The 14,315-nt window shown below is 70.0% G+C and carries 11 protein-coding genes; 6 read left to right on the forward strand and 5 right to left on the reverse strand.

The features are described from left to right. Positions 1-31 precede the first annotated feature (31 nt). Positions 32-1,114, forward strand: a complete 1,083-nt coding sequence (locus ACFYL6_RS09785) for a hypothetical protein (RefSeq protein WP_387169735.1) — start codon at positions 32-34, stop codon at positions 1,112-1,114. Between the two features lie 241 nt (positions 1,115-1,355). On the opposite strand, the gene ACFYL6_RS09790 is transcribed toward ACFYL6_RS09785, so the two are convergent. Both ACFYL6_RS09790 and ACFYL6_RS09795 read right to left on the reverse strand, forming a co-directional pair. Next, entirely contained in the window at positions 1,356-2,072 is a 717-nt protein-coding gene (locus ACFYL6_RS09790; protein WP_387169737.1) for an isocitrate lyase/phosphoenolpyruvate mutase family protein, read from the reverse strand. A gap of 37 nt (positions 2,073-2,109) precedes the next feature. Continuing rightward, a complete protein-coding gene (locus ACFYL6_RS09795; RefSeq protein WP_387169739.1) occupies positions 2,110-2,259 on the reverse strand; it encodes an SDR family oxidoreductase in 150 nt (49 codons plus the stop codon). Between the two features lie 43 nt (positions 2,260-2,302). On the opposite strand from ACFYL6_RS09795, the gene ACFYL6_RS09800 reads away from it, so the two are divergent. Then, on the forward strand, positions 2,303-2,893 hold the full coding sequence (locus tag ACFYL6_RS09800) for a TetR/AcrR family transcriptional regulator (RefSeq protein ID WP_387169741.1): 591 nt from the start codon (positions 2,303-2,305) through the stop codon (positions 2,891-2,893). Between the two features lie 25 nt (positions 2,894-2,918). Here ACFYL6_RS09800 and ACFYL6_RS09805 read toward each other — a convergent pair whose 3' ends face one another. Beyond that, positions 2,919-3,221 (reverse strand): GNAT family N-acetyltransferase, encoded by a 303-nt coding sequence (locus tag ACFYL6_RS09805; protein ID WP_387169743.1) that lies wholly within the window; start codon positions 3,219-3,221, stop codon positions 2,919-2,921. A 155-nt stretch (positions 3,222-3,376) separates the two neighbouring features. Here ACFYL6_RS09805 and ACFYL6_RS09810 point away from each other — a divergent pair, with 155 nt between their 5' ends. The 3 genes from ACFYL6_RS09810 to ACFYL6_RS09820 all read left to right on the forward strand — a co-directional run bounded on the left by ACFYL6_RS09810 (position 3,377) and on the right by ACFYL6_RS09820 (position 7,536). Beyond that, the gene (locus ACFYL6_RS09810) at positions 3,377-4,072 is read left to right on the forward strand and encodes a DUF1223 domain-containing protein (RefSeq protein ID WP_387169745.1); all 696 of its coding nucleotides are present in this window, start codon (positions 3,377-3,379) and stop codon (positions 4,070-4,072) included. A gap of 40 nt (positions 4,073-4,112) precedes the next feature. Beyond that, a complete protein-coding gene (locus ACFYL6_RS09815; protein WP_387169747.1) occupies positions 4,113-4,511 on the forward strand; it encodes an MmcQ/YjbR family DNA-binding protein in 399 nt (132 codons plus the stop codon). A gap of 157 nt (positions 4,512-4,668) precedes the next feature. Then, complete coding sequence (locus ACFYL6_RS09820) at positions 4,669-7,536, forward strand: glycosyl hydrolase (RefSeq protein ID WP_387169749.1); 2,868 nt, start codon at positions 4,669-4,671, stop codon at positions 7,534-7,536. Between the two features lie 91 nt (positions 7,537-7,627). On the opposite strand, the gene ACFYL6_RS09825 is transcribed toward ACFYL6_RS09820, so the two are convergent. Together ACFYL6_RS09825 and ACFYL6_RS09830 are read right to left on the reverse strand one after the other, a co-directional pair. Further along, complete coding sequence (locus ACFYL6_RS09825) at positions 7,628-9,016, reverse strand: endo-1,4-beta-xylanase (protein WP_387169751.1); 1,389 nt, start codon at positions 9,014-9,016, stop codon at positions 7,628-7,630. A gap of 341 nt (positions 9,017-9,357) precedes the next feature. Further along, complete coding sequence (locus ACFYL6_RS09830; protein WP_387170388.1) at positions 9,358-11,199, reverse strand: family 43 glycosylhydrolase; 1,842 nt, start codon at positions 11,197-11,199, stop codon at positions 9,358-9,360. A gap of 623 nt (positions 11,200-11,822) precedes the next feature. Here ACFYL6_RS09830 and ACFYL6_RS09835 point away from each other — a divergent pair. Beyond that, entirely contained in the window at positions 11,823-14,156 is a 2,334-nt protein-coding gene (locus ACFYL6_RS09835) for a beta-L-arabinofuranosidase domain-containing protein (RefSeq protein WP_387169753.1), read from the forward strand. The last annotated feature ends 159 nt before the right edge of the window (positions 14,157-14,315 follow it).

Below are 14,315 nucleotides of genomic sequence, written 5' to 3' on the forward strand. Positions count from 1 at the left end.
CGTGGCGTGGTCTTTCGGACACTCGCTGATAGTGGTACTGGCACTGTTGCTGGGCCTGGCCGCCGGGTGGCTGCTGCGCGGTCGGCGGGGCGTACAGGGCAATTCGATAGTGGATGGTGACCCCGTCGCCGGCCTGGCCGTCATCGAATCGCCCACGCCGGCTGCCACCACCGACGAGGCCCGTCCTGTGGCCGCCGTCGACCCGGCGCCCACCGCGGTCGCCGACGAGCCGGTGCCGGTCGACACGGTCAGCGCGCCAGCCGCGGTGACCGGACCGGACGGTCCCACGCCGGTGCCCGTGCCGGCGGACGCCCCGAGCACCGTCGACCCGGCGGAGATGGCGCTGACCGAAAACCCGCCGCCGGTGCCGGCGACCGAGCAGTCCGACGCTGATGAGCTGCGGCAGGAATCGGCCCCCGAGCCGGTCACGGTCGACGAGCAGCCCACCCCGGCGGCCGTGGTCGCTCCCCGCCAGCCCGCGGACGACCTCCCGCCCGCCGACACGGCGGGGCTCGACACGACGCCGACGGAAAGCACTCCGGTCGACGACGCGCCGGTAGCCACCACCCCGGCCGACACCGCGCCGATCGACGATGCGCCGGTCGCGGCCACCCCCGCCGACACGACGCCGGTCGACGACGCGCCGGCCTCCGACGATGCGGAGACCAAGGCCACGGCGGTCGACCCGACGCCGGCACAGGCCGACTCGGTGAACGCTGAGCCGGCACAGGCTGAGTCCGCAGTCGACGCTGCGGAGGCCGAGCGGTCGGCGGTGGCCACGCCTCCGGTCCGGCCGGTCAGCACCGCGACCCCTCCGGTCCGGTCGGCCGCCGACGCGACGATCAGCAGCATCGACGCCGACCCGACGGGCCCGGCCGACGACTTCCGCCGGATTCAGGGAATCGGGCCGAAGATGGCGGCCGCGTTGCAGGACGCGGGCGTGCGCACGTACGGCCAGCTCGGCGAGTTGGACGAGCCGGCGCTGCGCGACCTGATCCGGGCCGCCGGCCTGCGCGCCGCACCTGGGCTGGCCAGCTGGCCGCAGCAGGCGCGCGTGCTCGCTGGCGCCGGTGACGAGATGGCCGCCGTGCTGCCGGACGGCAACCCGGCCTGACCGTCTGTTTTCGAGCCCCCGGCAGCCGTCAACGCGACGGCGCGCCGGGGGCTCGACCGTAAACGCACTCACCCGACGGGCCTCCTCCAAGATCGTGCTCGATCCTGGATGTAGTGGTGTCGGGCGCGCCGGATGCCACTACATCCACGATGTTGCGCGATCTTGGAGACAGAAGCGGCCCCGCCCAACGGCTCGCCTGGCTGGCCGGGCGGGGCGGTAGCGCGCGGGTGGGACCCAGCCCTCAGGCCCGCAGCTCGGCCGCGAGGTCGCCGATCGCCGCGATCGCGTACCGCTGCATTCCCGGGCCGAAGGTGATGCGCGTGGCGCCCTGCCGGCCCAGCTCGGCCACGGACTCCCGGTCCGGTCCGGCGGCCATGTTGATCGGCCCGGAGATGCCCTCGCGCAGCTGCGGGAGCACCTGCGGCGGCGCCAGGATCGGGTAGACGCAGTCCGCGCCGGCCGCCACGTAGAGGCGGGCCCGTTCCACCGCGTCGGCCGGGTCACCCGTCCCGACCAGGAACGTGTCGACGCGGGCGTTGATGAAGAGCGCGTCGCCGGCCTCCGCGCGTACCTCGGCCAGCCAGTCGGCGTGCCGCCGCGGGTCCTTGAGGGTGGCGTGCCCCTCCGAGTCCTCCAGGTTGCAGCCGACGGCGCCGGCCTCCAACAGCCGCCCGACCAGTTCGCGGGGGGCGAGGCCGTAGCCGCCCTCGACGTCCGCGGACACGGGTACGGACACCGCGCGGACGATGCGCGCGACCGCCGCGAACATCTCGTCCGGCGGGGTCGCGCCGTCCTCGTAGCCTAGTGAGGCGGCGACACCCGCGCTCGGGGTGGCGAGCGCCGGGTAACCGGCGTCGGCCAGCACCCGGGCGCTGGCCGCGTCCCAGGGGCCCGGCAGGACGAGCGGGTCACCGGCGGCACGGTCGTGGTGCAGGGCACGGAAGGTGGCGGCTGTCATCGTTGTGGTCTCCCGACGGGGCTGCGAAAGAGCGGGCTCAGGCGGTGTATCCGCCGTTGGAGTCAAGCACGGCGCCGGTGATGTACGAGGCCGCGGTGCTGGCCAGGAACGCGATGGCCGCGGCTGTCTCGGCGGGGTCGCTGACCCGTTGGATCGCGAGGCTGGACACCATTGATCGGTCCACCATACGTTTGGTGGACCGAACGGTCAATAATTGCTACGCTGGTCACATGGCCAGGCCACGGCAGTTCGACGAGGAACAGGTGATCCGCGCCGTCCGGGACCAGTTCTGGGACGCCGGCTACGCGGCGACCTCGCTGGAGGACCTTGTGCGCGTCAGCGGGCTGGGCAAGGGCAGCCTCTACGGCGCCTTCGGCGACAAACACCGGCTGTTCCTGCGGGCACTGCGGGAATACACCGACACCAGCGGCGGCTACCTGCGCGAGATGCTCGCGTCCACTCCCCGCGCCCTGGACGCGCTGCGCGCGTTCGTCATGGCGCCGGTGGACGACCCGGGCGGAGCCGCCGCCCGGCGCGGTTGCCTGATGGCCAACAGCACGTACGAGCTGGCCACCACCGACCCCGACGTGCTCGCCGAGGCCCGGCGCACCTACGAGGCGACGACCACCCTGGTCGCCGAGTGCGTCGAGCGGGCCCAGAACGAGGGTGACCTGCCGCGCGACGTCGACCCGGTCGAGACGGCGCGCGCGCTGCTCGCCGCGCAGCAGGGGCTGGTGTTCATGGGGCGGACCGGGCTGGACATCGACACCCTGACCGCGACGGCCCGCAGTCTCGCCGCCACGCTGCTACCGGACGCCTGACACCGCTCGACCGGGGGCCGCGGGCTTATTTGATCTTGCGGGTGGACCGGACCACGATGCTCTCGTACTCCGGGTGCTTGACCAGCCAGTCGGCGATGAACGGGCAGATCGGCACGACGGTCCGGCCCTTGCTCCGCGCGTCGTCCAGCACGGCCCGCGCCAGCGTCGACCCGACGCCTTTGCCCTCGTACGCCGGGTCGACCTCGGTGTGGGTGTAGGCGATGATCGAGCCGGTCAGCTGGTAGGTGACGAACCCCACGACCGCGCCCGCCTCGTCGCGCGCCTCGAAACGCTCCCGCGCCGGCGCGTCTGTCACGGTGTACTGCACCCGACCATCCAACCACCCAGCCCGGCGGCGCTTCCCGCGAGGCCGGCAGGGGACGCCATCCCACGCGCATTGTCTCGGCCGAAACGGGAAACGCAACGCCGCCGGACACCGGGAAGCAGGGCCGCCGGGCATACCGTGGGAGGAGACCCGCCACCATGACGAATTCATCGACGGACGGCGGCTTCGCCGTCGTCGAGATGTTCACGTCCCAGGGCTGCAATAGTTGCCCTCCCGCGGAGGAGTTGCTGAGCGAGATCGAACGCGACGCACGGGAACGGGGACAGAACGTCTTCGCCCTCGGGTTCCACGTCGACTACTGGGACGACCTGGGGTGGCCGGACCAGTTCGCGGACGCGGCGTACACCGCGCGGCAGGAGGCGTACGCCCGCGCGCTCGGTACCCGTGGTCTGTACACCCCGCAGATGGTCGTCAACGGCACCGTCGAGTTCGTCGGCTCCGATCGCCGCCGGGCGGCCGCCGCGATCATGTCCGCCATGGCCGCGACCGCCACCACACCACTGGCGCTCTCCATCGCCAACCTCGGCAACGACCGGGTGATGATGGACTACCGGACCGAACGGCCGCCGGAGCGCGCGGTGTTGCACGTGGCGGTCGTGGAACGGGATTTGACCAGCGAGATCGCCCGGGGCGAGAACGCCGGACGGACGCTACGGCAGGACAACGTCGTACGCGCCTTCAGGTCGGTGGGCCTGGACGCCGAGCGGGGGCAGGTGGAGCTGGCGACACCGCCCGGCCTCGATCCGCGGAGCGCCAGCGTGGTGGGCTACGTTCAGGAGAGCGGCGAGCGGGCCATCGTCAGCGCCACGGCCGTCGAGCTGTCCACCGCGTAATCTCGGCGCATGCGGATGGTGCGCGGTGCGAGGAGGTTCGGTGGCTGACGCGGACGACGTACGCCGGGTGGCGCTGGCCCTGCCGCACACGGTGGAGATTCCCAGTGACGGCTTCGACTTCCGGGTGGCCGACAAGGGCTTCGTCTGGTCCTACCCGGAGCGGATACCGGGCAAGCCCCGGGTGATCCGGCTCGACATCGCGGTGTTGTTCGTCGGCGACGAGGCCGAGAAGCAGGCTCTCCTGCTCGGGGAGCCCGAGGTCTTCTTCACCACGCCCGGCTACCACGGCCTGCCTCTGGTGCTGTTGCGCCTGGCGGCGGTGGACCTGGACCGGCTGACCGAGCTGGTGACCGACGCGTGGCGGATGCGCGTGCCGGACGCGCTGTTGAGCGACCATGCGGGCGGACTGCCGGGCGACCGTGCGGGCGTCGGCAAATAGCGACATCAGCACGCAACGGGTTGGACACATTGACGGGGATCTCGGTACTCCATTACCGTTGCCGAGAGAGCGCTCTCTCACCTGACCTTCCCCCCAATTCAGACGCAAAGCGCTGGACCCGGCAAGGGCCGCACCCGGCGCGCGCGATGGAGGCACGATGAAACCTCCCGTCCCCCACCGCCGATGGGCCCTGGCCGCCGCCACCGCGCTGGCCCTGGTCGTCGGCGGCCTCGCGATCCCCGTCACCCGTGCGGCCGAAGCCGCACCCGTCGGCGCGGGCAGTTACACCACCACCCCGGTCGGCCCGCTCCCCAGCGGCTGCGGCGCCATGTCCAGCAACCCCCGGCAGTTCGCCACCGCCAACGCGCCCGCCGGGCCGATTCCCACCAACGACTGGTGGTCCTCGCTGCTGTGGAAGCGCACCGACTGCTCCTTCAGTGAGCCGCTGCACGCCCACCCGATCTCGTACGACACCTTCGGTGACGGGCTCGGCTTCTCCGCCAACTCCACCCCCGCCATCAGCGGCACCGCCACCGGGGTCGGCGAGTTCCACTACCCGTACGTGCAGGACATCCGGGTCGGTGTGGCCGGCCTCGCCGCCCCGCAGGTCAGGGTCGACGGGTGGACGGACTGGACAGTCAGCCCGCACTGGAGTGACGGCACGCGCACCATGCGCGCGACCATCGGCCACGGGCTGCCCTTCGCGTACTTCCAGACCACCGGTGGGAACGCGCAGATCAGCACCGCCGGCACCCCCGACGTGTGGTCCAACAGTGGTGCCACCATCGGCTTCCGGGTCAACGGCCACGACTACGTCGGGTTCGCGCCCAGCGGCGCCAGCTGGACCGTGGCGTCCGGGCGGATCTCGTCCACCCTGGCCGGTCGCGGCTACTTCTCGGTCGCCCTGCTTCCGCCGACGTCGAGCGCGACGGAGCGCGCCGCACTGGCCGCGACCTACGGCCAGTACGCGCACGCCCACGTGACAGGCACCCAGGTCTCGTACGCCTACAACCCCGCGACCAGCGGCCTCACCACCACGTACGCGTTCACCACCACGGCCCGGGAGGGCACCGCCACGCAGACCGTGGTCAGCCTCTACCCGCACCAGTGGAAGTCGCTGAGCGGCTCCACCGCGATCACGCCGACCTACCCGTCGGCGCGCGGCCGGATGAAGGTGCTCACCGGCGTCAACCAGTTCCGCACCGCCATGAAGTTCCAGGGCATCCTGCCGGAGTTGCCGGCCGTCGGCGACGGCAGCGGTGGCGACCTGGCGACGCTCACCGGGCACCTGGCCGCCACCCGCGCCAACCCGATGGACCAACGCGGCAACGACACCTACTGGACCGGCAAGGGGCTCGGCCGGGCCGCGCGGATCGCCGAGATCGCCGACCAGGTCAACGACACCACGACGCGCGACAGCGCGCTGAACGCGATTCGCAGCACGCTCACCGACTGGTTCACCGCGTCCAGCGGCAAGACCAGCCGGGTCTTCTACTACGACAACAACTGGGGCACCCTGATCGGCTACCCGGCGTCGTACGGGTCCGACCAGGAGCTCAACGACCACCACTTCCACTACGGCTACTACATCGCCGCCGCCGCGACCCTGGCGAAGTTCGACCCGGCCTGGGCGGCCACCAGCCGCTACGGCGGGATGGTCGACCTGCTGATCCGCGACGCCAACAACTACCGTCGCGACGACACCCGCTTCCCGTACCTGCGGGACTTCGACATCTACGCCGGGCACGACTGGGCGTCCGGGCACGGTTCCTTCGGCTCGGGCAACAACCAGGAGTCCTCGTCCGAGGGGATGAACTTCGCGAGCGCCCTGATCCAGTGGGGGCAGACGACCGGCGACACCGCCGTCCGCGACGCGGGTGTCTTCCTCTACACCACGCAGGCCGCGGCCATCCAGGAGTACTGGTTCGACGTCAGCGACCAGAACTTCCCCGCCGCCTTCGGGCACTCGACGGTCGGCATGGTCTGGGGCGACGGCGGCGCATACGCCACCTGGTTCAGTGGCGAGCCGGAGATGATCCAGGGCATCAACCTGCTGCCGGTCACCGGTGGGCACCTCTACCTGGGCAACAACCCGGCGTACGTGCGGACCAACTACGCCGAACTCGTCCGCAACAACGGCGGGCAACCGACCGTGTGGCAGGACATCCTCTGGCAGTTCCAGGCCCTCGGCGATCCCGACGCGGCGCTGGCGAACCTCCGCGCGAACCCCGGCTACACCCCCGAGGAGGGCGAGAGCCGGGCACACACCTTCCACTGGATCCGCAACCTCGCCGCCCTGGGCAATGTCGACACGACGGTGACCGGAAACCACCCACTGTCGGCGGTGTTCTCGCGCAACGGGGCGCGCACCTACGTGGCGTCGAACCCGACGGCGACGCCGATCACTGTGACGTTCTCCAACGGCACCACGCTCGCCGTGGGCGCCGGCAAGACGGCCTCCACCGGGGCGTACACCTGGAGTGGCGGCAACGCGGCCGGCGGTGTCCCCCCGACGACGCCGACGGACCCCCCACCGACGACCGACCCGCCGACGAACCCGGGCACCCCGACGCGGTACCTGCTGCCCGGGGGCGGGTTGGGCGCCGCCGGTAGCGCGGCCACGACGACGGTCGCGGCGGCGAACGGAAACCACGACGGTACGCCCACCAACGCCCAGGTCTTCACGGCGACCGGCCTCAACCTCGCCTACGCCGGCGGGCAGACCGCGTTCGACCTGTTCGTGGACGCCGGGACGGCGGTCGGCAACGGTGTGCAGGTGCGGATCTCCTACGACCTCACCGGCAACGGCAGTTGGGACCGGGTGGAGACGGGGCGCTACTTCGCCACCGACCCGGTAGCCGGCTACGAGCACTACACCCAGAGCGCCGGCCTGTCCTCGGCCACCGGCACGTTGGGCGCGCTGAGCAACGGCACGGTCCGGGTGGAGGTCTGGTCGGCGATCGGCAACAACCCGACCACGGTGGGCATCGGCAACCAGTCGGTGCTGCGGCTGCCGTACTCCTGATCGATCGTCCGTCGCGACACGATGTCGGCCGGTGTGGAGGACCAGGATCGGTCCCCCACACCGGCCGACGTGTGCGGTCAGTCAGTCGTTGTCAGGAAGCGGTGCAGGTGGGCGTGATGCCGGCCCCACTGCCCGTGCCCTGGAACCCGAACTCGGTGACCTGGCCCGCGCCGAGTCGGCCGTTGTAGTCCACGTTGGCGAACCGCACCGTGCCGGTGGAGCCACTGGCCGTCGCGCTCCAGGTGTTGGTGACACTGGCACCACTCGCGAGCGTCACGCCGACGTTCCACCCGTTCGTTCCGGCGGAGCCGGCGGTCACCTTCACGGTGGCCACGAACCCACCGTTCCACGAGTTCAGTGACACCGACGCCGAGCAGCCGTCCGGCGTTCCCGGCGGCGGGGTGGTGGGCGGCGGGTCCGTGGGCGGAGGGGTCGTCGGCGGCGGGTCCGTGGGCGGCGGCGTGGTGGGAATGGCCGGGCCGGCGTTGAGGGCGTTCAGAACGGCGGTGTACGCGGCCTTCTTGTTGCCGTTGCAGTCGAACAGCAGGGCGTTGTCGGACCCACGCCACGAGTCGCAGTCGCGCACACCCCAGGTGGTGATGCCGGTGCAGCGCGAGACGTCCATGCACGCGCGGGTGACGGCGCCGAAGATGTTCGCCTGGTTACCACCGGTCATCACGTCCAGCTCGGTGATCTGCACATCCACACCGAGATCGGCGAACCGCTGCAGGTTGGCCTGGTAGTCGCCAGCCAACGAGGTGCCCAGGTGCGACTGGAAACCCACACAGTCGATCGGCACACCACGGGACTTGAAGTCCCGCACCATGTTGTAGATGCCCGTCGACTTCGCGTTGATCCCGTCGGTGTTGTAGTCGTTGTAACACAACTTCGCACCCGGGTCCGCCGCCCGCGCCGCCCGGAACGCCGCCTCGATCCAGTCATTCCCGGTGCGCTGCAGGTTCGAGTCACGACGAGCCCCGGAGTTGCCGTCCGCGAACGCCTCGTTCACCACGTCCCAGGCATAGATCTTGCCGCGGAAGTGCGTCGCGACCTGGGTGACGTGGTTGATCGCCGCGTTACGCAACGCGCTACCGGACATGCCCTGCGCCCAGCCCGGCTGCTGCTGGTACCACAGCAGCGCGTGCCCCCGCACGCTCATGCCATTGGCCTGCGCGTGACTGACCAGACGATCACCACCGGTGTAGCTGAACCGACCCTGCTGCGGCTCGGTGGCGTCCCACTTCATCTCGTTCTCGGCCACGACACTGTTGAACTCACGGTTCAGAATCGTCGTGTACGCGCTGGTGGACAGCTTGCCCGTCGCGACAGCCGCGCCGAAGTAGCGGCCCTTCTCGGCCGCCGAGGCCCGGAGGGTCGTGCCGGCGCTGGCCGTGGAGGTCAGCGCCATCGTCATCCCGGCGGCGAGAACGCCGGTAACTGCGATGGTCACCGCCGCTCGCAGGGCTCTTCTGTGATTCATGCGGATTCCTTCTCTGTGGTGGTGCAGCGATGGAGGCGCACGCCCGAATCTGCTCCTGCGACATGGGAGACGGCAGCGCCGGTCGCCGTCGCGGCAGCAGTGCGGGGGAAGTCCTGGCCCGACGTCCGGCATGCCCTGGGCGGACGTCGCGCTCCGAGGGGCCACAGCAGGTTCGCCCGGTGAACCACAGGTGCGGCCGCCCTCAACCATCGACTGTGAGCGATAACATGCCGTTCGTCAAGTCGTAACCATCCGGGCCGGGCACCTGTCGCTCCGGCCGCGGTGGTGGGGCACGTCGTCGTGCTGCCGGAGCCGTACGAGCACGGCTCCGGCAGCACCCGTCACTGGAACGAGACGTCGTCGACGAGGAGACCGTCGGTGCCCTCGGCCGTCTCCACGTAGAAGGCGGCACCGGACAGCGTGCCGCTCCACGACACGGTCGTCGTGCCGGTGAGCAGGGTCCAGCCGTTGACGTTCACCCCCACCGCCGGGGTCAGCTGGAGGTAGTTCGTCGTGCCGTTCGCGGTCAGTGACAGCGTCGCCTTCGCCGACGGGGTGCCGCTCTGCGCGCGTACCCAGACGTTCGTGGCGTAGCTCTTGCCGTTGGTGAGCTTGGCGGTCACGTCCTGGCTCGGGCCGTTCCACGCGCCGGTCCGGCCGGTGATCGAGAGCGATCCGCTGCCGCCGTGCGCGACGGTGGTGTTCCTGGCGAGCGTGCCGCTGCCGTGCACACCCCAGCCCGTCGTGCCGTTCTCCACGTCGCCGTTGGTGATCAGGTTGGCGCTGCCGCCACCGGTGCCGCTGAACTGCCACCAGTTGACGTTGAACAGGTTGCCGCTGCCGCCGGCGAAGCGCAGGTAGAGATCATGGGTGCCGGTCGCTCCGCTCACCGCACAGGTGGTGGCGGTCCAGGTCTGCCAACCGCCGGTGGCGCCCACGGTGCAGGTGCCCACGGTCGGGCCGCTGGCGCTGTCGAGGCGTACCTCGATCCGGCCGCCGCTGGTGGCCGACGCGACCCGGGCGCTGAACGAGGTCGCACCCGCGCCGAACGCGACGCCCTTGACCTTGATGTAGTCGCCGTTCTCGATCCAACCGACGTTCAGCCCGCCCTCGCCGGACGCCTCGGTCTCGATCCCCGAGCCCCACGCGATCGTCTCGGCCTCCTGCCGCACGTACGGGTTCAGCGTGCCCATCTGCGGGGCACCCGTACTCGTCATCGTGATCGTCGGGAACAGACCACCGCTGGTGTAGCTGAACTTCTCCACCGCCACCGAACGGGTGTAACCACTACCACCGGGCAACGCCCCGTTGTGGTAGAAGAAATACGAACCACCCTGGAAATCGATCACACCCGCGTGATTGGTGAAACTGGCGCCCTGCCGCGGCATGATCGTGCCGCGATACGTCCACGGCCCCGTTGGTCCCGTCGCCGTGGAGTACGCGATGAACTCCGAGCAGCACTCCGCCGCGAACACGTTGTAATACAGGCCGTTGCGCTTGAACACCCACGGCCCCTCCTCGTACAACGTCGGCCGACTCGCGTTTCCGGTACGGGTACCGAACCCCGCCGTCGTGAGTGGGATACGCGTCGCGCTGCCGGCGAAAGAGATCATGTCCGGGTTCAACTTCACGTACCACAGGCCCGGGTTTCCCCAGTACAGATACGCCTGTCCGTCGTCGTCGACGAAGACGGTCGGGTCGATCTCGTTGTTGCCGACAAGTGGTCGACCGAGCGCGTCGCGGAACGGCCCGGTGGGGCTGTCGGCCACCCCGACGCCGATGACCATCTGCCCGTTGGAGCGCTGGCGCACCGGCACGTACCAGTAGAACTTCCCGTTACGCGCGACGACCTGGCCGGCCCACGCGTTGGCGTCCGCCCAGGCGAAGGTCGCCAGGCTCATCGGCGAGCCGTGGTCGGTCCAGTTCACCATGTCCGCGGACGAGTACACCCGCCACTCACGCATGGTGAAGTAGGTGGACCCGTCCTCGTCATGTCCGGTGTAGAGGTAGACCCGGCCGTTGTGCACCAACGGCGCCGGGTCCGCGGTGTAGATGTTCTGGACGATGGGGTTGTCGGCCCTGGCCGTGCCCGGGACCAGTGCGAGGACGCAGGCCAGACTCGCCAGCCAGGCGATGGCACGCCTGGCCCGGCGGGTGGCTTGGGTTGTCGTTCGATCTTTCACCTTCACGATTACTCCCACAGAGAGTGCGCCGTGCGCGATGTCTGACTGGGCGAGCCACCGCTGTCCTGACTGCCGCCCGAACGGGCTTCGCCATTCGCATGCCAGCAATGACCGAGGGTGGTGTTAGCGCTAACAGCTCTTCGCGGATGCCCCCTCCCCTATCTGACCTGGATTTTTGTGAGGTGCGGGATGACCGTCGTAACCACATCGCAGCATTGATGTATCGACGTTGACATCGAAGATTTACGATGCACCGTACTGAGCGACCGGTCGGGCGTCAACGGAGGGCGACCGCCGGGATCGGTCACACAGCGTCACCATCCAGTGCTCGCGAGCCCAGCAGGTGTCCGTTTCGGACCATAGCTGCCAGCGGGCGCGGCACCGACCCGGTCACGTCGCCACCGGATGGGTCGGCGAGGCGCCCCGGGGGTTGCGGGCATGTTAACGACGAACTATGTTAGCGATCACATCGATGTGCCGCGATAAGCGCCAGGGGTGGGCACCCGGCGTCCACGGCGACCGCGAGCGCGACCCACCACCCACCCGTCGTCGGCCCTGCGCCGCCGACGCCCCCACCGCCATCGATGGCGGCCCCGACGTACCCGGCCACCTGGAGGTTCCCCATGCCACCCCCGCCCCTCAGCCGCCGCCACCTGCTTCAGGCCGCCGGAGCCACCGTGGTGGTCTCCGCGACCGGCGCCGTCGTCTCCCCCGCCAGCGCGTCCGCGGCCGTCGTGCCCCCGGCCCGGTCCGACATCGGCGTCTCGGCGTACGCATTCGACCCCGGTCAGGTACGACTCACCTCCGGTCGCTGGATGGACAACCAGAACCGGACCCTGAACTACCTGCGGTTCGTCGACGTCGACCGGATGCTCTACAACTTCCGCGCCAACCACCGGTTGTCCACCAACGGCGCCGCCACCAACGGCGGCTGGGACGCGCCGAACTTCCCGTTCCGGACCCACATGCAGGGGCACTTCCTGAGCGCGTGGGCGTACGCGTACGCGGTGCTGGGCGACACCACCTGCCGGGACAAGGCCAACTACATGGTGGCCGAGTTGGCCAAGTGCCAGGCCAACAACTCCGCCGCCGGGTTCGGCGCGGGCTACCTCTCCGGTTTCCCGGAGTCCGACTTCACCGCGCTCGAGGCACGGACGCTGTCCAACGGCAACGTGCCCTACTACTGCATCCACAAGACCCTCGCCGGCCTGCTCGACGTCTGGCGCTACATCGGCAACACGCAGGCCCGTACGGTGCTGCTGTCACTGGCGGGTTGGGTCGACACCCGGACGAGCCGACTGAGCTCCAGCCAGATGCAGTCGATGCTCGGCACCGAGTTCGGGGGCATGAACGACGTGCTCGCCGACATCTACCAGCAGACCGGCGACAGCCGGTGGCTCGCCACCGCACAGCGGTTCGACCACAACTCCGTGTTCAACCCCCTGGCCTCCAACCAGGACCAGCTCAACGGGCTGCACGCCAACACGCAGGTGCCCAAGTGGATCGGGGCCGCCCGCGAGTACAAGGCCACCGGAACCACCCGTTACCGGGACATCGCCAGCAACGCGTGGCGGATCACCGTCGGCGCGCACACGTACGCCATCGGCGGCAACAGCCAGGCGGAGCACTTCCGGGCGCCGAACGCGATCGCCGGGTACCTCAGCAACGACACCTGCGAGCAGTGCAACACGTTCAACATGCTCAAACTGACCCGGGAGCTGTGGCTGCTCGACCCGAGCCGGGCGGACTACTTCGACTTCTACGAGCGCGCGCTGATCAACCACCTGATCGGCGGGCAGAACCCGGCCGACAGCCACGGCCACATCACCTACTTCACCCCGCTGCGGCCGGGTGGTCGTCGGGGCGTGGGCCCGGCGTGGGGTGGCGGCACCTGGAGCACCGACTACAACTCGTTCTGGTGCTGCCAGGGCACCGGCTTGGAAATCAACACGAGGTTGATGGACTCCATCTACTTCTACAACGGCACGACGCTGAGCGTGAACTTGTTCGCGCCATCCGTGCTGAACTGGACGCAACGCGGCATCACGGTCACCCAGACCACCAGCTTCCCGGTCAGCGACACCAGCACCCTGACCCTGAGCGGCTCGATGAGCGGCTCGTGGAGCATCCGGGTGCGGATCCCGTCCTGGACCAGCGGTGCGACGATCGCCGTCAACGGCACGGTGGAGAACGTCGCCACCACACCGGGCAGCTACGCCACGGTCACGCGCACCTGGGCCGCCGGCGACACCATCACCGTGCGGCTGCCGATGCAGGTCGCCGTCCGGGCCGCCAACGACAACGCCAACGTCGGCGCGATCACGTACGGCCCCTCGGTGCTGGCCGGCAACTACGGCAACACGTCGCTGAGCACCCTGCCCGCCCTCACCGTCTCCTCGATCACCCGGACCAGCACCAGCTCGCTCGCGTTCACCGCCAGCGCCAACGGGTCCACGGTGAACCTCGGCCCCTTCTACGACGCCCACGGCTTCAACTACACGGTCTACTGGAACACCAGCGGAAGCGGCGGCGGCAGCGGCAGCTACCGACTGCAGAACGTCGGCACCGGGCTGGTCCTCGGTGTCCAGAACATGTCCACCGCAGACGGTGGTCTGGCGGTGCAGTGGAGCGACAGCGGCACCGCCGACCACAACTGGGTGGTCGTGACCGACGGCAACGCGGTCCGGTTCCGCAACGTCAACAGCGGCAAGGTGCTGGGTGTGGAGAACATGTCCACCGCCGACAACGCCCGGGTCCTGCAGTGGGCGGACAACGGCACCGCCGACCACCGGTGGATCCTCGTGGACAACGACGACGGAACCTACAAGATCCGCAACGTCAACAGCAACAAGCTGCTCGGCATCCTGAACGGGTCGACCGCCATGGGCGCGCAGGCCGTGCAGGATCCGGACAACGGCAGCGCGGACAACAGGTGGCGGCTGGTCCGCAACGCCTGACCTCCGCCCCGCCCGACGGGCTCACCGGCGCGGTCACCCGAAGGCCGCGCCGGTGACGCCGGGCGGACGCCCGCCAGCGGTCGTACAGTGGGGAGGGTCCTGGCCCCAGTGAACGTGGCGGACGTGTCGGCTCGTGCCGCTTCCGCCCGGAAGGAGCAC

This window comes from Micromonospora sp. NPDC007208 (genome assembly GCF_042869175.1).
Taxonomy (GTDB): Bacteria; Actinomycetota; Actinomycetes; order Mycobacteriales; family Micromonosporaceae; genus Micromonospora; species Micromonospora foliorum.

Bases quoted from the DNA above. Each gene is read 5' to 3' on its own strand.
- ACFYL6_RS09790 (WP_387169737.1), bottom strand. From the start codon at position 2,072: ATGACAGCCGCCACCTTCCGTGCCCTGCACCACGACCGTGCCGCCGGT.
- ACFYL6_RS09800 (WP_387169741.1), top strand. From the start codon at position 2,303: ATGGCCAGGCCACGGCAGTTCGACGAGGAACAGGTGATCCGCGCCGTC.
- ACFYL6_RS09795 (WP_387169739.1), bottom strand. From the start codon at position 2,259: ATGGTGGACCGATCAATGGTGTCCAGCCTCGCGATCCAACGGGTCAGC.
- ACFYL6_RS09810 (WP_387169745.1), top strand. From the start codon at position 3,377: ATGACGAATTCATCGACGGACGGCGGCTTCGCCGTCGTCGAGATGTTC.
- ACFYL6_RS09825 (WP_387169751.1), bottom strand. From the start codon at position 9,016: ATGAATCACAGAAGAGCCCTGCGAGCGGCGGTGACCATCGCAGTTACC.
- ACFYL6_RS09835 (WP_387169753.1), top strand. From the start codon at position 11,823: ATGCCACCCCCGCCCCTCAGCCGCCGCCACCTGCTTCAGGCCGCCGGA.
- ACFYL6_RS09820 (WP_387169749.1), top strand. From the start codon at position 4,669: ATGAAACCTCCCGTCCCCCACCGCCGATGGGCCCTGGCCGCCGCCACC.